General features: G+C 61.3%; 21 protein-coding genes. 13 read left to right on the forward strand and 8 right to left on the reverse strand.

The window, feature by feature from the left end:
- Positions 1-9 precede the first annotated feature (9 nt).
- The 3 genes from QA637_RS22955 (at position 10) to QA637_RS22965 (ending at position 2,548) form a co-directional block, all read left to right on the forward strand.
- The gene (locus QA637_RS22955; RefSeq protein WP_283067104.1) at positions 10-975 is read left to right on the forward strand and encodes a LysR family transcriptional regulator; all 966 of its coding nucleotides are present in this window, start codon (positions 10-12) and stop codon (positions 973-975) included.
- Positions 976-1,216: 241 nt separating this feature from the next.
- Positions 1,217-2,152 carry an ABC transporter substrate-binding protein gene (locus QA637_RS22960; RefSeq protein WP_153437247.1) on the forward strand — a complete coding sequence of 312 codons (936 nt, stop codon included), beginning with the start codon at positions 1,217-1,219 and terminating at the stop codon, positions 2,150-2,152.
- 96 nt (positions 2,153-2,248) lie between these two features.
- Positions 2,249-2,548, forward strand: a complete 300-nt coding sequence (locus tag QA637_RS22965) for a hypothetical protein (protein WP_283067106.1) — start codon at positions 2,249-2,251, stop codon at positions 2,546-2,548.
- 215 nt (positions 2,549-2,763) lie between these two features.
- Here the strand turns inward: QA637_RS22965 and QA637_RS22970 are convergent, their stop codons facing one another.
- Positions 2,764-3,360 (reverse strand): HupE/UreJ family protein, encoded by a 597-nt coding sequence (locus tag QA637_RS22970; protein ID WP_283067108.1) that lies wholly within the window; start codon positions 3,358-3,360, stop codon positions 2,764-2,766.
- Positions 3,361-3,525: 165 nt separating this feature from the next.
- On the opposite strand from QA637_RS22970, the gene QA637_RS22975 reads away from it, so the two are divergent.
- The gene (locus tag QA637_RS22975) at positions 3,526-4,461 is read left to right on the forward strand and encodes a LysR family transcriptional regulator (protein WP_153437244.1); all 936 of its coding nucleotides are present in this window, start codon (positions 3,526-3,528) and stop codon (positions 4,459-4,461) included.
- A 24-nt stretch (positions 4,462-4,485) separates the two neighbouring features.
- On the opposite strand, the gene QA637_RS22980 is transcribed toward QA637_RS22975, so the two are convergent.
- From QA637_RS22980 to QA637_RS22990, 3 genes are all read right to left on the reverse strand, one after another.
- Positions 4,486-5,355, reverse strand: coding sequence for an alpha/beta fold hydrolase (locus QA637_RS22980; protein ID WP_283067111.1), 870 nt, complete (start codon positions 5,353-5,355; stop codon positions 4,486-4,488).
- A 137-nt stretch (positions 5,356-5,492) separates the two neighbouring features.
- Positions 5,493-6,170, reverse strand: coding sequence for an RraA family protein (locus QA637_RS22985; protein ID WP_283067113.1), 678 nt, complete (start codon positions 6,168-6,170; stop codon positions 5,493-5,495).
- Between the two features lie 29 nt (positions 6,171-6,199).
- The gene (locus tag QA637_RS22990) at positions 6,200-7,309 is read right to left on the reverse strand and encodes a zinc-dependent alcohol dehydrogenase (RefSeq protein ID WP_283067114.1); all 1,110 of its coding nucleotides are present in this window, start codon (positions 7,307-7,309) and stop codon (positions 6,200-6,202) included.
- Between the two features lie 161 nt (positions 7,310-7,470).
- Between QA637_RS22990 and QA637_RS22995 the strand changes: the two genes are divergently transcribed.
- The gene (locus tag QA637_RS22995; RefSeq protein WP_283067115.1) at positions 7,471-7,764 is read left to right on the forward strand and encodes a hypothetical protein; all 294 of its coding nucleotides are present in this window, start codon (positions 7,471-7,473) and stop codon (positions 7,762-7,764) included.
- 63 nt (positions 7,765-7,827) lie between these two features.
- Here the strand turns inward: QA637_RS22995 and QA637_RS23000 are convergent, their stop codons facing one another.
- From QA637_RS23000 to QA637_RS23015, 4 genes are all read right to left on the reverse strand, one after another.
- Positions 7,828-8,868, reverse strand: a complete 1,041-nt coding sequence (locus tag QA637_RS23000; RefSeq protein WP_283067117.1) for an amidohydrolase family protein — start codon at positions 8,866-8,868, stop codon at positions 7,828-7,830.
- Positions 8,869-8,926: 58 nt separating this feature from the next.
- On the reverse strand, positions 8,927-9,793 hold the full coding sequence (locus tag QA637_RS23005; protein ID WP_283067119.1) for a substrate-binding domain-containing protein: 867 nt from the start codon (positions 9,791-9,793) through the stop codon (positions 8,927-8,929).
- Positions 9,794-10,003: 210 nt separating this feature from the next.
- The gene (locus tag QA637_RS23010) at positions 10,004-10,543 is read right to left on the reverse strand and encodes a chromate transporter (RefSeq protein ID WP_283067120.1); all 540 of its coding nucleotides are present in this window, start codon (positions 10,541-10,543) and stop codon (positions 10,004-10,006) included.
- Positions 10,536-11,123: a chromate transporter gene (locus QA637_RS23015; RefSeq protein WP_283067121.1), complete on the reverse strand. Its 588-nt coding sequence runs from the start codon at positions 11,121-11,123 to the stop codon at positions 10,536-10,538. The genes QA637_RS23010 and QA637_RS23015 overlap by 8 nt, the downstream gene beginning before the upstream one ends.
- Positions 11,124-11,720: 597 nt before the next feature.
- Between QA637_RS23015 and QA637_RS23020 the strand changes: the two genes are divergently transcribed.
- The 8 genes from QA637_RS23020 (at position 11,721) to gpmI (ending at position 21,752) form a co-directional block, all read left to right on the forward strand.
- On the forward strand, positions 11,721-13,232 hold the full coding sequence (locus QA637_RS23020) for a tripartite tricarboxylate transporter permease (protein ID WP_167528153.1): 1,512 nt from the start codon (positions 11,721-11,723) through the stop codon (positions 13,230-13,232).
- Complete coding sequence (locus QA637_RS23025) at positions 13,229-13,756, forward strand: tripartite tricarboxylate transporter TctB family protein (protein ID WP_283067123.1); 528 nt, start codon at positions 13,229-13,231, stop codon at positions 13,754-13,756. The genes QA637_RS23020 and QA637_RS23025 overlap by 4 nt, the downstream gene beginning before the upstream one ends.
- 199 nt (positions 13,757-13,955) lie before the next feature.
- The gene (locus QA637_RS23030) at positions 13,956-14,960 is read left to right on the forward strand and encodes a Bug family tripartite tricarboxylate transporter substrate binding protein (RefSeq protein WP_153437233.1); all 1,005 of its coding nucleotides are present in this window, start codon (positions 13,956-13,958) and stop codon (positions 14,958-14,960) included.
- 38 nt (positions 14,961-14,998) lie between these two features.
- On the forward strand, positions 14,999-16,006 hold the full coding sequence (locus QA637_RS23035) for a Bug family tripartite tricarboxylate transporter substrate binding protein (RefSeq protein WP_283067125.1): 1,008 nt from the start codon (positions 14,999-15,001) through the stop codon (positions 16,004-16,006).
- Between the two features lie 303 nt (positions 16,007-16,309).
- Positions 16,310-17,536: a cupin domain-containing protein gene (locus QA637_RS23040; protein WP_193571412.1), complete on the forward strand. Its 1,227-nt coding sequence runs from the start codon at positions 16,310-16,312 to the stop codon at positions 17,534-17,536.
- Positions 17,537-17,691: 155 nt separating this feature from the next.
- A complete protein-coding gene (locus tag QA637_RS23045) occupies positions 17,692-19,197 on the forward strand; it encodes an ethanolamine ammonia-lyase reactivating factor EutA (protein WP_283067128.1) in 1,506 nt (501 codons plus the stop codon).
- A 37-nt stretch (positions 19,198-19,234) separates the two neighbouring features.
- Positions 19,235-20,197 (forward strand): LysR family transcriptional regulator, encoded by a 963-nt coding sequence (locus QA637_RS23050; RefSeq protein WP_283067130.1) that lies wholly within the window; start codon positions 19,235-19,237, stop codon positions 20,195-20,197.
- Positions 20,198-20,219: 22 nt separating this feature from the next.
- Positions 20,220-21,752 (forward strand): 2,3-bisphosphoglycerate-independent phosphoglycerate mutase, encoded by a 1,533-nt coding sequence (gene gpmI, locus QA637_RS23055; protein WP_283067132.1) that lies wholly within the window; start codon positions 20,220-20,222, stop codon positions 21,750-21,752.
- The last annotated feature ends 71 nt before the right edge of the window (positions 21,753-21,823 follow it).

Consider the following 21,823-nt stretch of genomic DNA (forward strand, 5'->3'; position numbering starts at 1 on the left):
CGCATCAGAATGCTTGGACATGCAATGAAGCTCCGCCAGCTTGCCTACTTCGTCAAGGTCGTCGAAGTGGGCAACATTACGCGGGCGGCAGAGCAGCTCAATCTCGCCCAGACCGCGCTTGGCATCCAGATCCGCAATCTCGAGGACGCCCTGCAGATCCAGTTGCTCGACCGCCATTCGCGCGGCGTGAGCGCAACGCCCGCAGGCATGCTGCTTTACGAGCGCTCGATTGAAATTCTGCAACGGCTCGAGGAGACGCGCCGAGACCTGATCGCGCTCGGCGGCGAGCGGGTGCGCATAAGGTTTGGCGCAACGCCGAGCATTCTCAAGCTGATCGGCACGGAACTGCTCGTCGCCGCCAATGCGCAACTTCCCGGCATCGCGCTCCATGTCGTGGAGGAATTGAGCTTCGTGCTGGCCGATGCACTCGAGCGCGGCGAACTCGACTATGTGCTTGCTTACGACATAGAGGAAAACCCGGGTATCAGGCGTGTCGCGCTGATGGAGGAGGACCTCCTTCATGTGTCGGCGGCAAACGGCGGGGAGCAGGGCGGCGATATTTCCTTCCGGCAAGCGGTCGCCGGCGATCTCGCCCTGGTTTCGAACCGCGACATCATCTGGCGGCGGGTGCACGAAACGGCCTCGCGCCTCTCCGTCGACGTCAAGATCACCTATCAGGTTCAATCGAACGAGGCGATCAAGGCGCTGGTCCTGCACGGCGTTGCGCAAAGCATCATGCCCTATGGGATCGTGGCGGAGGAGATCAAGACGGGCCAGATCATCGGGCGGCGCGTTGACCGGCCCGGTGTCAAGCGGACGTTGTTTCTCGCTCATCCGGCCCATAGGGGGGTCGCGGATGAGAAGCCTTTCCTTGCGTTCATCGACAAGATGGTCGACCGGCTGATGGCCGAGGTCGGGTCTTACGCGCACCCGATCGATCGCCTGGTTCCGATGGAGCAAGCGGATTCTCTTTGAGCAAGCCAATAGGTTTTATCTTGGACATTTCGGCCCTCGCATTCGATGATCGACGCAGATTGGAGATGTGAAAAAGGCGGGACACGGCGGAGGAGCCGTCCAGGATTTTTGCTTGTAAGTCGCGGACTTGCGCTCGGCCAAACCAGGCTTTCCTGACCCCGGTAGTGCTAGGGAGACTATTCTGACTTCGTCGCTTCGCTTATCGTTCGGTTGTTGGAACTACGACCGGACACGCCCCCTCATGGACAGAACGGTCGCACCAGACGGGATCGATCTCGTCTATCTCAACATGCCGGTGGAAGAGACTTTCTTTCGCATGCTGCGCCATCGGGAATTCGACATCGCGGAGATGTCGCTTTCCTCCTACGTCATGTCTTGTTTCGCGGAAACGCGTCCGTTCGTGGCGATTCCGGTTTTCCCATCCCGCTATTTCAGGCATTCGTCGATCTACGTGAACGCCGCTTCGGGCATTCGCGAGCCGAAGGATCTAATCGGCAAACGTGTCGGGACGCCCGAGTACCAGATGACCGCACCGGTCTGGATACGCGGCATCCTTTCCGACGAGTATGGCGTCAAGGTCGATGACGTCACCTACTACGCTGGTGGGGAAGAGCAGCCGAACCGGCCGGAAAAGCTCCCGCTCAACCTGCCGGGCCATATCCGCGTCAACCGCATCGGTCCGACGCAGACGCTTTCGGCCATGTTGCGCGACGGCGAGATCGACGCGCTCTACACAGCCAGGAAGCCCTCTTCCTATGAGGGGCCGACCGGTCGTGTCCGGCGCCTCTTCGAGAACTTCGTCGAGATCGAGCGGGCTTATTTCAAGCGGACCGGCATCTTTCCGATCATGCATACGATCGTCATCCGGCGGGAGGTCTACGAGGCGCACCGCTGGATCGCGCAATCGCTCTACAAGGCCTTTGCCGAGGCGCAGGCGCGCGTCTACCGCGAGCTCGAGGAGACGGCGGCGCTGAAGGTCATGCTGCCTTGGCTGAATGCACATGTCGAGGAGGCGCGTCGGCTTATGGGTGACGATTACTGGAGCTACGGCTTCAAAGAAAATCGGGAGACGCTTGAGACGTTTCTCCGCTACTCCTACGAGCAGGGGTTGTCGAAGCGGAAGCTTTGCGCGGAGGATATTTTCGCACCGGAGACGATGGAGAGTTTCGTCATCTAGGGCCGAGAGGATCTTGTTTGGCGATACCGGCCAAACGCAGATTTGTTGAACCCGCTTAAGGCATTAGCGGGAACCTTGGGAAACGCCCACCCTGTCATGCAATGGCTGCATGGCAGGGCTGTTGGCGTTGGTCTTCTTATAGTTGCACGGCAGGATTATATTTTATCCGTATGCAACGGAGAAAAGATCGAAATGACAGCGCTCGCAGCACGTCGTCCCGCCAATACAGAATGGGTTCGCAGCATGTTCGGCGGGTTTATGGAGGGCATGAGCCTGTTCAGCGCGGCGCATGAGTGCGCGATGGCGACGAGAGAGCGCCGCCGCCCGTCCGCAGCAGCGCTCAACACGCTCGGTATCGATGATGCTGCCTTCGGCCGCACCATCAGGCGTCGCTAACGCTAATACCGGAGGAGCTACGCATCGCTGGCGCTGCTTTCTGAACCGGCTCGCGAACCAGCCCGTGCTCTGCAGATGAGCGGCTGCAGCGCGGAAGTGATTCCAGCGATTAGCGCCGCACACATTGTTCCGAAGACATGAAGACGGGCCGCTCCGCGAGCAGCCCGTTTATTGTTTGTAGCCTTAATAAGGACCTGCCTTTGCAGGAGCCGTCCTTAGAGGACGCCGGTCATGATGCCTAGGCCGGCGAGGGCCATGGCGCTGCCACCGAGCTGCGTCGCGACATGGGATTTGACGCCGACGCGTCCAAGGACGAAACCCAAGCCGATGCCGGCGACATGCAGCAATGCAGTCGCAGCCATGAAGCCGAGCGCGTATTGAAGGCCCGAAGCATCCATCGGCATTTCCGCGCCGTGGGCATGACCGTGGAAGATTGCGAAGAGGCTGACGACGCCCATTGCAACGGCCGTCGGCGGGTTCCAGCGAAGCGCGACCGCAAGGCCAAGCACGATTACAGACGCCGCGATGCCGATTTCGACAAACGGCACGGCGATGCCTTCGATTCCCAGGGCGCCACCTGCGGCCATCATCAGCACGAAGCTTGCCGGAACGAGCCAGAGAGCGCGTCCGCCGATGATGGAGGCGAATGTGCCGGCGGCGACCATGGCGAGGATGTGGTCCAGGCCGCCGACCGGGTGCATGAAGCCGTGTGCCAGGCTGCCTGCCGCGCCGACGCCGGGGTGGGCATGGGCTACAGCCGGGAGGGCTGCTGCGGCCAATGCCAGCAGACCGCTTTTGATTGCTGCTTTCATCTTTCAGTTCCCTTGATGTTGCGAACGATTTTGCAGATGCCAACCGCTCGGTACCTGTGCGGATCTCATTGGGGGCGAACCTGCTACGTTGACAATCAACCATCTACGCACGAAAGTAAATTTTAATCTCTTTACGTGTGCGTTAAGTTTTTTTATGCTCCCCGCATGAAAAACATCACGTTTCGGCAGTTGAGGTCGATACGAGCGATCGAGGCGCACGGCAAGGTCGTCGGCGCTGCAAAAGCGCTCGGATTGACCGCTCCGGCCGTCACCTTGCAGTTGAAGCAGATCGAGGCGGAAGCCGGCGTGCCGCTGTTCGAGCGCATGGCCCATGGAATGTTTCCGACGGAAGCCGGACACGCGGTTTTGGCTGCCGCGCGCGATATCGAAGAGCGCCTTTCACTGCTGGGAACGGAGCTTGACGCCTTCAAGGGCGTGAAGCGCGGGCACATTGCCGTTGGCGCGGTTTCGACGGTCAAGTACTTCGCAAAGCCGATGGTCGCCGCGTTTTCGAGCGCCTATCCCGACATCGACCTCGAGCTCTTCATCGACCGCCGCACCGAAACGGTCGAGCGTTTGAAGAACAGAACGATCGACGTCGCGCTGCTCGGGCGCCCGCCGCGGGAGTTCTCGGTGCGCGCGGCCGTCTTCGGCGAGCATTCGCTGGTCGTCGTCAGCGCACCCAATCATCCGCTTGCCAAGCGTCAGGCTATTTCGAAGGCGGAAATTGCGCGCGAGCATTTTTTCCTGCGCAGCCCGGATTCCGCGACTCGCAATTTCTTCGACCGGTTCATGAGCGAAATTCCGGGAAGAGCCGATGGCCCCAATACCGAGATGGAGTCGATTGAGGATATCAAACGGGCGGTGATGGCGGATACCAGCGTGGCCTTTCTTGCCGCGCACAGCGTCGCTGCCGAGGTTCAGGCAGGCGAACTGACAATCCTCGATGTCGTAGGTCTGCCGATCCGCCGGCAATGGTTCGCCGTCAGCCGGACCGATCGCGCGATGACGCCGGTCATTGCAGCGTTCGAGGAGTTTCTCGCGACCCAGGGGAAGGAGTTCCTGCCGGACCTCTTGGCCGCGGAGGATGCGGCCCCCTGATCGTCGGGACCGCTTTGAAGCTTCTTATTGGCCGTTGCGCGACTTTTCCGTCTGGCGGAGAAAATCGATCACGCGCGCGTTGGTGGCGGCGGATGTTTGCTCCGAGACGGGAACGTCCCAGTATTGCGATCCGGGGATGCATTCCTGGAGGTACCGCGCGGCCGATGTCGCGTGGGAGGCGTCGGCTCCGGGGATAATCAGCGTCGGAATGTTCAGGCGCAGCAGGTCCTCCGGTTCGGCGCCGGGCGAGGTATCCCTGTCGAGCAGAGTTCTCGGCATGCCCGCGAGGATCGCCTTGTAGTGATCGACATTCTGCCGGACATAGCGCTCCGCGAACTCCGGATCGTGCCTGAGAACCGAGACCCAGGGGCCGCCGCGAGGATCGGCGCCAAAGGCCTTGTTGCTCTCTTTCGCCAGCGCGACGACCGCCTCCAGGCCGTTCTGGCGGACGAAGGCCAGGTGTTCGGCAAAGCGCTGATGGCCCGCGATGCGGTAACGGGCGCCACCGACCGGCCAGAAGAGCACCATGCCGAGCACGGATTCGGGAAGCTCGGCTGCAAACGCGGCGACGACGCTGCAGCCCATGCAGCCGCCCATCAGATAGGCCTTGTCGATGCCGAGATGGTCGAGCAGGCCTCTACCCTGCCTGACATAATCCGACCAGGTCACCCGCTCGACGCGGCCGCCGGACTGGCCGGTTTCGCGCCGGTCGAAGGTGATGCAGGTGAAGTGCTGAGGCAGCTGTTCCAGGAACTGGATCTCGGCATAGATGCCCTGCGTCCGCCATTTCTCGATGGTCGCATCGAAGCCGCCGGGCGAATACATCAGCAGCGGTGGCCCCGAACCAATTAATTCATAGCGCGTTGCGATGCCGTCGATCGTTGTCATTGCCATATTCAATCCTCCTCGAAACGGCACATCATTCTTTTCAAAGCCGCTTGGCATAACCGCGCCTGCGGACCGTGCTTTGGAAGGCACGGTGACGCCTCGGACCAAGTGGCTCCTGAACGTGTAGCGCCCGGCAGGGCGCATCAAACGCCCCCGCAGCCGAGCTTCTTCAGGCTTTCGTCCACCCAGAGCTTCGGGTCGAGTTTGCCAGCGAGCGTGTTGGCGAGCGTTTTCGCCTCCGCCTCGTTCTTGGCCTTCGCCTTGGTATAGACGTCCTCCACCGCGTCGAACGGTACGCAGACGAGGCCATCGTCGTCGCCGAGCATCAGATCGCCCGGCTCGATGATCATTCCGCCAAGGGAGATCGGAACGTTGATCTCGCCCGGTCCGTCCTTGTAGGGGCCGCGGTGGGTGATGCCGGCGGCGAAGACCGGGAAGGTATTGGTCTTGATCCAGCCATAGTCCCTGACAGCGCCATTGATCACGACGCCGGTGACGCCGATCGCCCTTGCATGGGACAGCATGAGCTCGCCGACGAGAGCGTTGGTGAGATCCCCGCCGGCATCGACGACGATGACGTCGCCGGGGCCGGCCATCAGCAGCGCCTTGTGAATCATCAGATTGTCGCCCGGTCGCGTCTTGACCGTGAAGGCGGCGCCGGCAAGCACGCCGGAGGCATGGAGCGGCCTGAGGGCTGCCCCGCCGGCCGTCATGCGGGACATGACGTCGCTGACGTTCGCCACCGGCAGTTCGAGAAACTTTTCGACCATCGTCGCGCTGACGCGACGTCGGCGTTCGAGGATCCTGAATCCGAGTGTCATCTGCCTGTTCCTCCCTCGTTCGCTACGGCTCACATCCACGGCATCAGCGATGCGTGAATGACATCGGGCACGCCCTGTCCTCCGACGGACTTGATTGCCAAGTCAGCGTCCTTGAGGCCGAAGCGGTGCGTGGTGATTTTTTCGAGCGGGAAGCGGTTAGATGCGATCTGCTCCAGCGCCAGCTCGCAGGCGAGATAGCTGTGACCGCGCGCACTCTTGATGGTGATCGCCTTGGTCGTCACCTTCTCGAGCGGGAAGTTCGGGAACTCCTTCATCTCGCCCTGGACGAGAATGGTGCCCGCCTTTCGCTTCAACGCCTCCACGCCGAGGAGGATCGGGATCGTGCCGGCGCCGGCCGTGCAGTCGAGCGAGATGTCGACGCCCTTGCCGCCGGTGATCTCCATGATGCGTTGAAGCGGATCTTCCTTCTGCACATCGATAACGTAGTCGGCGCCAAGCGTTTTCGCGACCTCCAGGCGGGCCGCGTCCTTCGAGGTTCCGGTGACGATGATCAGCGATGCGCCCGCCTGCTTGCACACAACCGTCTGCGACAGGCCTTGCTGACCCGGTCCCTGGATCAGAACGGTGGAGTTGTAGCCAACGCCTGCGTCGAAGAGCGACCATTCCACGCCATTCGCCATAGGCGTGACGAGACCGGCAAGCTCCGGCGTCACGCCCTTCGGCACCCGGTGCACGACCGCGTTCCAAGGCAGGTAGACATATTGTGCGAAACCGCCCCAGAGATGCGGCGCGCGTTCCGCCGAGGTGTAGCCGTAACGGATGCCATCCGGATTGTTGCGCCAGTCGGTGTTCTCGCAATGGCGGTATTGACCCTGGTGACACCATTGGCACTTGCCGCACATGACATAGTGCTCGACGAAGACGAGGTCGCCTTCCCTGAAGCCTTTGCGACGTGTGAACTCGCGGCCGGCCTTGGCGATATAGCCGATGTTCTCATGGCCCATGATGGTGGGGGCATTGTTGGGTGGGCTCTTGAAGAGCTTCACGTCCGTGCCGCAGATACCGGCAACTTCCATTTTCAGAAGTGCGGCATCCTCCGGGATGTCCGGCATGGGAAATTCCCGCATTTCCATCTTGCCCGGACCGGTGCGGACCGCCGCGAGGACCTGTTCCGTCATCTCTTTTTTCCTTTCGATTGCTGCCGGTCCGGCCTCATGCACGGCATGGTGTTCCGGTCCGGCGGGTTTTTCCGAATTCGTTTTTGACAGGCGCGACCGCGGCGCCCTAATGTAGAGAGCGATCGCCCCAGGCTAGGTGCCGGCACGACTGGTTCAAAATCATGCTGAAGACCGCCGCTTCGAAACCCGAACATCTCGCCGCCATCCGCCAGGTGAAGGCCTGGACGCGCGAACGCTTCGCGCTTGCCGACGATGTCGCGATCATGGTGTCGGAGATCGCGTGCGGTCTGCCGGGGTGCCCGCCGCTCGAAACGGTGGTCGCCTTCTGGACGGCGCCAGACCGGCGTCACCAGTTCAAGGTCTTCAAACGCGCCGTCGAAGTTCGGGAGGACGATCTGCCGCCGTCCTGGATGAAGAACGCGATCATCTCGGACGAAGACGCGTCCTGCTGCTGATGCGGCCCAACTGGGGGCCGGCGGGCAGCGGCGGATGATCGGTGAAACGCCTCCCATGACGTGTCACGCCGCCCGCGCCGGCCGCCCGCGCTTTGCGAGCTGGGCATCGAGCCTCGGATAGACGCGGCGGGCATTGCCTTCGAAGATCTTGTAGCGGCTTTCCTCGTCGAGCGTTTGAAGCTGGTCGATGTAGCGCTTCGTGTCGTCGTAGTGGTGCCCGGTCTCGGGATCGATGCCCTTGACCGCGCCGAGCATCTCGGAGGCGAAGAGAATGTTGTCGACCGGGATGACCTTGGCCATCAGCTCGATGCCGGGATAGTGATAGACGCAGGTGTCGAAGAAGACGTTGTTCAGAAGGTGCTCCGAAAGCAGCGGCTTCTTCATCTCCTGGGCAAGCCCGCGATAGCGGCCCCAATGGAACGGCACCGCCCCACCGCCGTGTGGAATGACGAACTTCAGCGTCGGGAAATCCTTGAAGAGGTCCCCCTGGATCAGCTGCATGAAGGCGGTCGTGTCGCCGTTGATGTAGTGCGCGCCGGTATGGTGGAAACACGGATTGCACGAGGATGTCACGTGGATCATCGCCGGCACCTCGAGCTCGCAGAGCTTCTCATAGAGCGGGTACCACTGTCGGTCGGTGAGCGGCGGATCGGTCCAATAGCCGCCCGATGGATCGGGATTGAGATTGACGCCGACGAAACCGAGCTCGTGGACGATACGCTCAAGCTCGGGAATGCAGTTCTTCGGCGGCGCGCCCGGATGTTGCGGCAATTGTCCGACCGCGGCGAAATTGTCGGGCAGCAGGCTGCAGATTCGATGGATCAGGTCGTTCGACATCGCCGACCATTGCATGCTGATGGCTTCGGTTCCAACGTGATGGGCCATACCGGCGGCGCGCGGCGAGAAGATCGTCACGTCGCTTCCGCGCTCCTTCTGGAGCTTGAGCTGCGGTTCGACCGATTTCATGAGCACTTCGTCGGTGATGCCGAGATCCGACGAGAGCGGCCGGCGCATCGGGTCCGCGAGACCGGCGAGCTGCTTGTCCCTGAACTGGTGGAGCGCCTGCGGCTCTGTCGTGTAGTGTCCGTGAATGTCGATGATCATGGCGGCATCCTTGTGCTGCAATCGCGAGGGCGGACCTCGTCCGTCACTTCCTCAAGCCTCAAATCGAAGGGAAAAGTTCATCCACGTCATAGACGCGGGGCGTGATCTGCTGCTCGGCCGAATAGTTAAAGGCGAGCTGCAGCGACCGGCGGTTTTCCTCAAGCCCGTAAGGCGGAGGCGGTGCCGCGCCGTCGGCCTCGGCCACACGACGCGCCTCGTCGAACAATTCCATCAGCTCCCCGGCGAGCCACGGGTGCTCTTCCATCAGAGCAGTCTTGACCGTCAGGACGTGGTTGATCGGAACGATGCCGCTCGCGGCAATCCAGTCCTTCGCAGCCTTCTCGGCATCGGGAACGACGCTGCGGATCCCCGCCGGATCGACTTCGCGTTCGCCCATGATCGCGGAAAGCTCGCCTGCGAGCATCAGTGGCCGCAGAGCCATCGTCGATTGATTGCGTACCGCGATGGCCGGGTCGTCGTATTCTTCAAGATGCGCATCCTCCATGGTGACCCAGGTGATGCTGTTGAGGTCGACGCCATATTCGTGCTGCAGGATGCCACGGACCCAGACGCCGGACGTCTGCGCATAGGCACGCACGCCGACCTTCGTGTTTTCGAGATCACGCGGCCCATCGACCTTTGATTCGTCGGGACAGACGAGATTGGTATGCGGCAGCCGGCTCCAGAGTGGCACCGCAAGGCCGGTGATCGGCTTCCCATAGTGGTGTGCCAAGAGATGCGTGACGATCGCCATTTCCGAAAGATCGAGGTCGCCGCCGCGCACCATCGTGCGGAACGCCTTGGGCAGCGGGTCGAATTCCTGGAACTCGAGCGTTACCCGGCTGGATCGCACCCTGCCATCCTTCAGGGGCTTGACGTGGTCGTGTTTCCCGACCGCTGTCCGCAAAACCAATGTTTCGGCCACTTGCGTGCTTACCTCCCAACCTGTGTTCCTTTATGCGGAACGACGTTCTGATTTAAGTATCATACTGTGAATCACCCTCGGGTCAATCGCGCCCGGCAGAATTTTATCTTTCGTCAGGTTCGGGGATGCAGCCGCAGCCAATCCGGAGACGGACAGCCTCCGCCGCGGCCGGTGAGGCCGCGACTCGACACGCATGGGCTTGCGATAGGGTCAGGCCATTCCGGCCAGACTCAGCAGAAAATAGCTGACACCCACAACTCCAAGGAGCGGATAGGGGCCGGTCTTCGTCGTCAGCAAGACGGCAATCGCGCCAAGCGATGTAGCCAGTTCGAGCGGCGTGAACCTGGCCGACTGGCCGACGGCGAAAACGCCGGCGAAAATCAGGCCGACGGCAACGGGCGCGAGGCCCTTCTCCGCGGCAATCGCCCAGGCCGAGTGGCGATGGCGCTGCCAATAGCTGCCCAGAATGCAGAGCAGGATGGACGAGGGAATGAATATCGCCAGCGTTGCGAGCACTGCCCCCCACAGTCCGCTGACCTCCCATCCGATCAGCGCCACGATCAAGGTGCCGGGGCCGGGGGCTGCACGCGAAATGGCGTAGAGATCGGTAAACTGCGGGCCGCTCAGCAGATGCAGGATATCGACGGTCTGATGCTGGAGGCTCGCCACGATCGTCTGGCCCCCGCCGAAGGAAACCAGGGACAGCGGGATACAGAGGAGAATCAGATTGAGCAGCTTGTCGTCACCCACGTGCTTTCTCCCGTTCAATCCAGAATGTGGCAGCAACGCTGACGGGTATGGCGCCCGCGACGACGGCGACCAGCGACCAGCGCATAACGCCGACCATCAGGAAGACGGCCACCGCCATCGCAATAGGCAGCGCATGTCCTTTCAGCCGGCGGGCGGTCTTGATACCCATCGTCAATGACGAGGCGATGCCAACGCAGGCAAGTCCACGCAACACCGCCTGCGCCTCGGGATGGGACCTGAGCTGCTGGTAGACGACGCTCATGGTCAGGATCACCCCAAAGGCGGGAAGCACCATGCCGAAAAGTGCGATGCAGGCGCCGGCGACGCCGCGCAGTTTAAGGCCGATATAGACGGCTAGGTTGACCGGATTGGCGCCCGGCATGATCTGGGCGACGGTCAGCGTCTTGAGGAACTCGTCGTCGGTCAGCCAGCCGCGGCGTTCGACGATCTCGCGATGGGTCCAGCCCGCCATTCCCCCACCGAAAGAGGAGGCGCCGAGCCGCAGAAACGAAGCGAGAAGGGCAAGAGAGGTCACATTCTCTTCCCTCTCCATACCGATGTCGCCGACGGGTTTGTCCATTGGTACTCCGATAGCCGCAATCTCCCCTCGGCTGCCCGAAGCCGCGGGAGAGCAATGAATAGAGATGCGATTGGCGCGGCGCGCTTGCCCTGCGCGCATGTGAGCATTGGAATGCTAGTGGCGTAAGCCACGGAAAGTCCATGCCATTTCGCCTTAGCTGCGCACTAAGAAAAATTTATCGACGCGTTCCCCTCTGTGCAGAGCACGTCCAACGGGCGTGCCAGCTGAAGCCTGTCCCGCCTGACGAGGTCCCAACCAGAATGGGTCGGAATGGTCGTCCCGATGCAGATTATCATCTCCTAAAGAAACAAAATCACGGTGATATCAAATCGATAAACGTGTGGTTGCGCATGGCTGCAGCGGCGCGCTTGATCAGCGCGCAAATTTCTGTCCGCGCGAAAACTACTGGACTAATCATAATTTTTTGCTTTGGACAAAGGTCCCGGTGATGACACTAATGAAACCACGCAATAGGCAGGGGGCAGCGCGAGTGATGGCAATCGCCCTTGTCTACAGGAGGAGTTCGCAAGTGATTGCCCGATGGAGCCGCGATTTGATCGGCGGGAACTCCATTCTACGGGAGGATTGGAACCAGAAATGATCGAGACTATGTTCGGGGCGCTCTTCAATCTTGTGAGCACCCCCCACACCATGGGTCTCATGCTGATCGCGGTCGTCTTCGGACTGCTCGTCGGCGTGACGCCTGGGATCGGAGGCAAGCTCTCCATCGCCATGGCGATTCCCTTCGTCTATGGCATGGACATGGTGGCGGGCGCCGTTTTCCTGCTGACCATGCACGCCGTCAACGGCACCAGCGGCCAGATATCGAGTATCATGTTCGGCATCCCCGGTGACGGTGACGATGCGGCAACCACGCTTGACGGCTATCCCCTCGCCAAGCAGGGGCAGGCGGCCCGCGCACTCGGCGCCAGTATTACCGCCTCAGGTGTCGGCGGCATCATCGGCGCGGTCGTTTTCGCGATCATGATTCCGGTGCTGGAACCGGTCATCCTGATGTTCAGCCCCGCCGAGTTCTTCCTGATTGCCCTTCTCGGCATCAGTTTCATCGCGTTTCTCGCGAGCGGCAGCAAGATCGTCAAAGGCCTGATCGTCGGCTTTTACGGTCTCATGCTGTCGACTGTCGGCATGGATCCGATCACCGGTACGCCGCGCTATGCGGGCGACATGCTTTTCCTGTGGGACGGCGTCAGCCTCGTGACCGCTGTGCTTGCCATGTTCGCCGTGCCGGAAATGCTTTCGCTGGCCACCAAGGGCGGTTCGATCTCGGCCGTGCCGATGGACAAGGCCTTCTCCTATCGTCAGCTGTTTTCCGGCGTCATGGAAGTCCCGCGTCACTGGTGGCTCGTGGTCCGCACCTCTGTCATCGGCTCCGTCATCGGGATGATCCCCGGTCTCGGCGGCTCGACTGCGGCATGGCTCTGCTATGGCCATGCGGTGCAGAGTTCGAAGACACCGGAGCGCTTCGGCAAGGGTGCGATCGAGGGCGTCATCGCGCCGGAAACCGCCAGCAACGGCAAGGAAGGCGGCTCTCTGCTTCCGACCCTCTTCTTCGGCATTCCCGGCAGCTCCGGCATGGCCGTGCTGCTCGGTGCCTTCCTCATCCTCGGCATCCAGCCGGGCGCGATGATGGTCACCAAGCATCTCGATCTGGTCTGGACGCTGATCTGGGCGCTGGTCGTGGGCAACCTCATTGCTGTTGCCATGCTGCTTGTCGTCTGTCGGTGGCTCGCGGTTCTGACCTTCGTCAATGGCCGCATGCTGGCCCCATTCATCCTCGTCTTCGTGACGATCGGGTGCTTCGTCAGCGATGTGCAGTGGCAGAACCTCGTGGTGCTCGTGCTCTTCAGCGCGATCGGCTATGGCTTCCAGCGGGCCGGCTGGCCGCGCTCGCCCTTCGTCATCGGCCTTGTTCTCGGCGGCCAGGCGGAAGCGTCGCTGCATCAGGCGCTGCAGCTGTGGGGTTACTCCTTCTTCCTGCGCCCGCTGTCGCTGGTCCTCATCAGCATGATCGTCGCGCTGATGGTCTACGCCTTCTACCGCAATTTCCGGCCCGGCAATCGCCAGCCTAGCGTGGAGATAAACACGTGAAGAACCTTTCCTTCAGCACATGGCTCACCGTCGTCATGCTCGCCTTCTTCATCGTCATGGTGGGGCTGTCGATGGAATTTCCGGCCAAGGCGCGCTTCATGCCCCTGATCGTCGGTCTGCCGGCCATCGCGCTCTGCCTCGTCCAACTCGGCATCGATTTGATGCCGACGTCGAAGAGTGCATTCCACGGTGCGCCGCAGGCCGGTCTGGCACAGCAGGCCGGTCTGGAGCCGGAACTGCCGGAATTCGGACCGCACACGGTCTCGCAGGAAATCCTGATGTGGGTCTATTTCGTGGCCTTTGTCGCCGGAATCCTCACCTTCGGGTTCTATGTGAGCGTGCCTGTGTTGCTGCTGACGTTCCTTCGCCGGGAAGCCGAAGCGTCGTGGCGGTTCGCGTTCTCGTTGGCGGCAGTCGCGACGCTGGTGCTCTACCTGATGTTCGGCGCGCTGCTGCAGATCCAGCTTCATCCGGGCGTCGTAACGCCGTGGCTGGTGCAAACGATCGGGATCGGAGCAGCCTGACCAGGATCCGCGAGGAGGCGGTTCGAAAAGAAAGCGCGCCTTCGGGCGCGCGCAAAAAGAAACACCAAGTGCACTGCAAGGATGGTTTCACGTTGGCAGCGCCTCCGTGAGCGGGTTTGGTTTGTCGCTTGCAGATGTTGTCGGAAATCAGGTGTCCGCAAGAGCGGCAGCTTACGCCGAAAGGCAAAGGGAGGAATTAATGGGAATTCAAACACTTCGCATCGCGGTATCGGGCGCTGCGATCCTGTCGGCATTATGGCCCGGTCTCGCCCTGGCCGAGGATGGCGTTGAGTTCTTCAACGGCAAGACCGTCAACTACATAGTCGCGACGGCGCCGGGCGGTGTGTACGACACCAACGGACGTCTCGTTGCACAATACATGCAGAAATACCTGCCGGGTTCGACCTTCGTCGTGCAGAACATGCCGGGTGCCGGGCACCTGCTGGGCACGAACTACATCTATGCCTCCGAACCGGATGGCCTGACCTTCGGCACCTTCAATACCGGGCTGCTCTACGGTCAGCTCAGCGGCGACCAGAACATCAAGTTCGACCTGACGAAGATGTCCTGGATCGGCAAGGTCGCATCCGACCCGCGGATCATTCTCGTCACCAAGGAGTCGGGGATCGAGAGCTACGAACAGCTGAAGGCCCTGAAGGAGCCGATCAAGTTCGCGACGGCCGGAAAGGGAAGCGCCTCGATGATCGAGGCGACCATGTTCGTCAATGCGCTCAAGCTGCCGATCCAGGTGGTCTCCGGCTATAACGGCAACGAGGACCAGCTCGCGATGATGCGGGGTGAGGTCCAGGGTGTCATCGGATCCCGGTCGGAATTTCAGCAGTTCGTCGATGAGGGCAAGGGCCGCTTCATCGCGCAGGTCGGCGGTACCGAGACGGATGTACCGCAGCTCTCCTCGATGGTCGACGACGTGACAGCAAAGCAGGTCGTCGCCCTGATCGAGTCGCAAAGCGGAATCTCGCGCCTTTCGGCTGGCCCGGCCGGAATTCCGGAGGATCGCCTGAAGGCTCTCCGGGACGCCTATAAGGCCGCCACGTCTGATCCGGAATTCATCGAGAAAGCGCGTGCACTCGGTCTCCCGGTTGATCCCGCGGTTGGCGACGAGGTCGGGACGCGGGTTAACAAGGCGTTGGACCAGGCGCCGGAGGTCATCAACGTACTGAAAGAGGCGCTGAGCGAAGGCTGATGCGCGCAATCTCAAGCTTCAACTGGGAGGAAAATACAATGAAATGGCATTCAATTCGCATGGCTGCTTGCGCGACCGCGGCTTTGCTTACGATCTCGACGACCGGCGCTTGGGCGCAGGAAGGTAAGGAGTTCTTCAACGGCAAGACGGTCAATTACATCGTCGCGACCGGACCGGGCGGCGGTTACGACACCAATGGCCGTCTCGTGGCGCAGTTCATGCAGAAATATCTGCCGGGCTCGACCTTCGTCGTCCAGAACATGCCCGGTGCCGGTCACCTGATCGGAGCGAACTATATTTACGCTTCCGAGCCGGATGGCCTGACTTTCGGTACCTTCAACACCGGCCTCATCTACGGGCAGCTCGGCGGTGACCCTGGTATCAAGTTCGACCTCGCGGAAATGTCCTGGATCGGAAAGGTCTCTTCCGACCCGCGCGTGATCGTCGTGAGCAAGGATTCCGGCATCGAGAGCTACGAACAGCTCAAGGCTCTGAAGGAGCCGATCCGGTTTGCTTCCGCCGGTGTCGGCAGCGCCTCGACGATCGAGACCACGATGCTGGTCAACGCGCTCCACCTGCCGATCCAGATCGTTTCCGGCTACAACGGCAGCGACGACCAACTCGCCTTGCGCCGCGGCGAAGTGCAGGGGATCATCGCCTCGCGTTCCTCCTTCCAGCAGTTCGTGGACGAGGGCAATGGCCGCTTCATCGCCCAGATCGGCGGTTCGCAGACGGACGTGCCGCAGCTCTCCTCGCTGGTCGACGATCAGGATGCTCAGAAGGTGATTGCGCTGGTGGCATCGCAAAGCAACATTTCTCGCCTGACGGCAGGTCCTGCCGGTATTCCTGAAGACCGGCTGAAGGCGTTGCGTGACGCCTACGCTGCCGCGACAACCGATCCGGAGTTCCTGGAGAAGGCGAAGTCGCTCAGCCTGCCGGTGGACCCAAAGGTCGGCGAAGAGGTTGCGGAAACGGTCAAGACGGCACTGGATCAGAAACCCGAAGTCGTCGAGTTTCTGAAAGAGACCCTTCTGTCGCGCAACTGAGCCTTGCGGCTTGACGGGCGGCGGTTTGCCGCCGCCCGTTCCCCTGGCGATGCCAGAACTTGGGCGCGATCGATGCCTTGCGCGATATGCCGCCGCCCTCCCTTAAATCGGAACCGATTTAAGGGTAAACTATCCGCCAATTCAACGCGTTACGTAGGCTTCTTTCCCGCCCGAGAGGGGGTGCGGCGCTCGGCAGTGGTGTCGGGAAAACGCCTTTTCCGAAAACACGCTACCGATACCGCCCCAAAAGACTCATAGTTCGCGCCGACTGCGGAACGACAAAGCCAAATGAAAGTGAACCAGATGGCCAGTACTGTTGATACAAAGCCGCTCAGTGGTGAACCGGTTGCGGTTCCTGATCCCGGCAATACCAAGTTCCTCGTAGATCCTTATAAGGATTGGTCCAAGGGCGAAGGTATCCCGATCCATTTTGATCTCGGACATGACCTGCTCGCGCTCGAAACCGGCCCGTGGGATCGCTACGATGCGCGCGGCTGCTTCGCGCATACCCATGGCATGGGCGACTTCATGGCGAACTACGTCATCGAAGTGTTGCCCGGCCGCAAGACACGCCCGGTCAAGCATCTTTACGAAGCCTTCTTCTATGTCCTCTCAGGCTATGGTTCGACGACTGTATGGCTTCCGAACGGCGAGGTCCGCACCTTCGAGTGGGGGCCGAAGGCGCTGTTTGCCATCCCGTTGAACTGCCTCTACCAGTTCAACAACGGTTCGGGTGTCGATACGGTGCGCCTCTCCTGCACCAACAATGCGCCGCTGACGATCAACCTCTACCACAACCTCGATTTCGTCTTTGACAACGATTTCGCCTTCAAGGACCGCATCGGCCAAACCAAGCATTTCGAAGGCGAGGGCGCGCTTTATTCCTACGGCCTGGAATCGGCGCGAAAGGTGCAGAACATCTGGGAAACCAACTTCGTCCACGATCTGACAAGCTTCAAGCTCTATGAATTCGAGGGGCGCGGCAAGGGCTCGCTCAACGTCAATTTCGTGCTGGCTGACGGAACGATGCATTCCCACGTTTCGCAAATGCCGGTCGGTCGCTACAAGAAGGCCCACCGCCACGCCGCCGGAACGCACGTGCACGCCGTCGACGGCGAGGGCTACTCGCTGATGTGGTACGAGGGAGACTCCGAGTTCAAGGAGATCCCGTGGCGCCACGGCTTCATGTATACGCCGCCGTTCTGGATGTACCATCAGCATTTCAACACCTGCGACCAGCCGGCGCGTTATGTCGCCTGCAGTCTCGGCAGCCGGCGTTACCCGTTCATCTCGCTGCGGCGCAAGAGTGCGGAAGGCGGCGGAGCGACTTCGGTCAAGGACGGCGGACGGCAGATCGAATACGAGGATCAGGATCCGCGCGTGCATCGCAAGTTCCTCGAGGAACTGCAGAAGACCGGTGTTCCGTCGGCCATGGGCGACATCTTCGACGAAGCGGCCATCATGGCCCTGCCGAAGGAGAGCCTGACGGGCGTTATCCAGACGCCGATCCTTGCCGGTCCGGCGACGTAAGACGGGGGCAGGGAGTGAAGCCGGGTCGGGGGTCGGCTTCACTCCATGATTCCTTAAACAGGAGCCGCTCTAAGGACAAAATCATGCGGCAGTTCATGGTGTTACAGCGTCTTTGCGGGTTGATACGCGCGGCGCTGTAGAGAAGGAGGAGTTGCGTGCACGATCTCGATTTCGACCACGAGCATGACAATCTGTCTGACAGCGAACGTCAGCAGATCGCGGATTGGCTGTGGAAGCAGGAAACCGTCGACCTGTTGACGGTCGGCATCGATATCGGCAGTTCCACCTCTCACCTCTTGTTTGCAAATGTCGTCCTGCGGCGAGAGACGGACGATCTTTCCAGCCGGTTCGTGGTCGTCGACCGGCGGGTGGTCTGGCGCTCGCCGATCCTGCTCACGCCATTTCTGCCGGACGGGACGATCGACGCGCACGAATTGCGGCACTTTTTCCAGCACTGCTATCACGATGCCGGTTACAAGCGCAGCCACATCGACACCGGCGCCGTCATCCTGACCGGCGAGGCGATCAAGCGAAAGAACGCGCGCGCGATCGACGAGATCTTTGCAAACGAGTCCGGCCGCTTCGTCTGTGCGACCGCCGGCCACAAGCTCGAATGCATGCTCGCGGCCCATGGTTCGGGTGCCACGGCGCTCTCGAAGAAAAGGGATGCCTGTGGCCTGCACGTCGATATCGGCGGCGGCACGACAAAGCTTGCCCTGATCGACAAGGGAGAAATCATAAGCGTCGCGGCCTTCGCCGTCGGCGGGCGATTGCTGGCACAGGATAGCCAGGGTACCTGGTCGCGCGTTGACGATTCTGCCCGGATCGTTGCCGAGGAACTTGGGCTTGGTACGGATCCCGCGACGATTGCCAGCGCCGAGAACCGCCGCGCTGTTGCAAAGCGCCTGGCTGCGGCCGCGGTTGATGAGATTCTCGGGGAGCCGCTCGACGCGCTTGGCGAGCGCCTTCTCCTGACAGAGCCTCTCGAACGGCCGGTCCAGCCCACCTACATCACCTTTTCCGGTGGCGTCTCCGAATACATTTTCGACTACGAGCAGAATGACCATGGCGATATAGCGCGCGATCTCGCCAGCGAGATCGTGGCGCAGCTCAAGCCGCTGATCGAGATACCGATCGTCGATGCCGGGCAACGCATTCGCGCGACCGTCATCGGCGCCTCGCAATTTACCGTCCAGGTGAGCGGCAAGACGCTCTACATGAATGGTGCCGAAGCCTTGCCGAAGCACAACATCCCGGTGGTTCATCTCGGGAAGGCGCTTTCCGAAGATATCGATCCGGAGGAAATCGCCGCTGCATTCCGTGAGAGTGCCGGCAGGCAGGATCACGATGTTTCCGCGGTGACGGCGCTCGCTTTCTCGTGGACCGGGACACCGGACTACCAACGCTTGCTCGCCATGGCCAAGGCGATCAAGATGGTTGCCGCGCCAGAAGGCGAGCGCAAGGAGTTACTGGTGCTGATGATCGACGGCGACGTCGGCCAGACGATCGGCCGCATCCTCGATCGGGAGCTCGGCATCCAGTCTCACCTGATTTCCATCGACGGCGTGCGGCTCAAGGATCTGGATTTCGTCGATCTCGGCGAGTTTATGAACCCGCCGGGGGTTATTCCCGTTGTTATCAAGTCGCTGCTCTTTTCTTGAATTGTCCCCGGCGCAGAGTTGTGCCAAGACGCCGGAGATGGTCAAGACTTCCGACATGCCGAGATCGAGCTTCGACGGGCTCGATCTCAACGACATCGTGATCTTCACGCGCGTGGTGCAGCATGGCAGCTTCACGACCGCCGCAAAGATCTTTGGGAAGTCGCCGTCCTATATGAGCAAGCACGTCTCCCAGCTTGAGGAGGCGCTGAAGCTGACACTGCTCAACCGCTCGACACATGCCGTCTTTTTGACCGATGCGGGGAGTGTCTTCTTCGATCATTGCACGCGTATCCTCGCCGAAATCGACGCCGCGAAGGCGGATGCGAGCGGGCTCAGCAGCGAATTGATCGGCACTCTGCGGGTTCACAGCACCCCCGGCGTCGGCCAGGCGCTTGTCGCGCCGGCAATCGTCGATTTCAACGCGCGATATCCTTCGATAAAGGTTGAGCTCACCGTCAGCGCCTACTCGGTCAATCTGATGGAACGCGGCGTGGATGTTGTTATCGGCAGCCGCGATTTCGATGACGACGAGTCCTTTCACACCGGTCTCTTCGAACGCAAGCTCGGGCCGGCGCCGTATGTCATTTGCGCCGCGCCATCCTATTTCGCCGGGCGGCCGAGACCGATGAAGCCGGCCGATCTTCGGGAACACAACTGCCTGATCCACACGACGCAGAAGCCAGATCCGCGGATCTGGAGTGCACGCTTCGACAACGAAGAGATCACCGTGCAAGTGGACGGCACGTTTCATTCGAATTTCGAGAGCGCGATCCTTCTTGCGGCCCTTCAGGGCGCCGGCATCGCCCGTCTTCCCCTTTATAGCGTCGTTGAAGAAATCCGTGCCGGCAGGCTGCTTTCGGTATTCGACGGCGAAATCGTCTCGCACCGCGTGATCAAGGCGTTTTATCCGCGCAGCCGTTTCGTGCCAAAGAAGCTTCGGGCCTTCCTGGCTATCCTGGAAGCGCGGCTGAAGGATGCAATGCGCCCGGGCACCGAATGAGCTCGGGACTGGATCGGAGGGAATGACCTTGGACAAGAAGAAACCGACTGTCCTGATGATCATGGACGGATGGGGTTGGCGGGAAGAGACGGAGGGCAATGCCGTCCTGCTCGCCAAGACGCCGAACTTCGATCGTTTATGGGCAACGTGTCCGCACGCGTTCCTGACGACCCATGGCCCGGCGGTCGGCTTGCCCCAGGGGCAGATGGGCAATTCCGAAGTGGGACATCTGAACATCGGGGCAGGGCGCATCGTGATGCAGGAGCTGCCGCGCATCGATGCCGCAATCGCGGACGGCACGCTACGCAATCTGCTTGCGGAAAGCCGGCTGCCGGACAAGCTCAAGCGGACGGGGGGCGCGTGCCATATCCTCGGTCTCATTTCGCCGGGTGGCGTGCATTCGCACATGGACCATGTCGCGGCGGTCGCCCGGGACCTTGCGAGCCTGGGCCTGCGGCCGATCGTTCACGCGTTCACCGACGGCCGTGATACGCAGCCGGGGCAGGCGGCGCCATATCTTCGCCAACTCGCTCAGAAGCTTCCGGGCAATGCTATTGTCGCCACCGTCAGCGGCCGGTTCTATGCGATGGACAGGGACAACCGCTGGGATCGGGTCAGCCTCGCCTATCAGGCGATCGCCCTGGGCAAGGGGGACCGTTTTGCTACTGCGGACGAAGCAATCAATGCCGCGGCCGCCCAGGGCAAGACGGATGAATTCATTCCCCCGAGCGTCATCGCCGACTATGCGGGCATTCGCGATGGGGACGCGATTCTCTGTGCGAACTTCCGGTCGGACCGTGTGCGCGAGATCCTGGCAGCCCTGACGTTTCCGGACTTTGATGGCTTCGAGCGCGGGCGGCGCCCAGAACTGTCGATCGCCGTTGGAATGGTCTCCTACGGATCAGAGCTCGACCCGTATATGCGCACCTTGTTTCCACCTCAGCGTCTCGATGACGGATTGAGCGAGACGGTCGCAAAGGCAGGGAAGACCCAAATCCACCTGGCGGAAACGGAAAAATACCCGCATGTGACGTATTTTCTGAACGGCGGGCGCGAGGCCGCATATGAACACGAGGATCGTATCCTCGTTCCTTCGCCCAAAGTCGCCACCTATGACCTGCAGCCCGCCATGTCGGCCCCGGAACTGACGACGAAGGTCGTTGCCGCGATCGAGAGCGGACATTACGACCTGGTGGTCGTGAACTTCGCCAATCCGGACATGGTCGGTCATACCGGTAAGCTGGATGCGGCCATTCTCGCGGTGGAAACAGTCGACGGCGCGCTCGGTGAAATCGAGGCGACCGTTGCTCGCGCGGGCGGGTCGATGCTGGTCATCGCCGATCACGGCAACTGCGAGACGATGATCGATCCCGAAAATGGCGAGCCGCACACGGCTCATACGACCAATCCGGTGCCCGTCCTGCTTTCAGCCGCGTCACGTGACGTGCGCCTGCGCGACGGCATTCTCGCCGACGTTGCCCCCACCATTCTGGCGCTCATGGGGATCCGGCAGCCAGAGGCGATGACGGGTCGTGCGCTTTTTGCGGATCGATGATCACGCTTACGGAAAGCGCCTAACGGCGAAACCGGCGAGATGAACCCGCCGGCACTTCGGCGGGTTTGCGC

Origin of the sequence: Sinorhizobium terangae, assembly GCF_029714365.1 — a bacterium.
Lineage (GTDB): Bacteria > Pseudomonadota > Alphaproteobacteria > Rhizobiales > Rhizobiaceae > Sinorhizobium > Sinorhizobium terangae.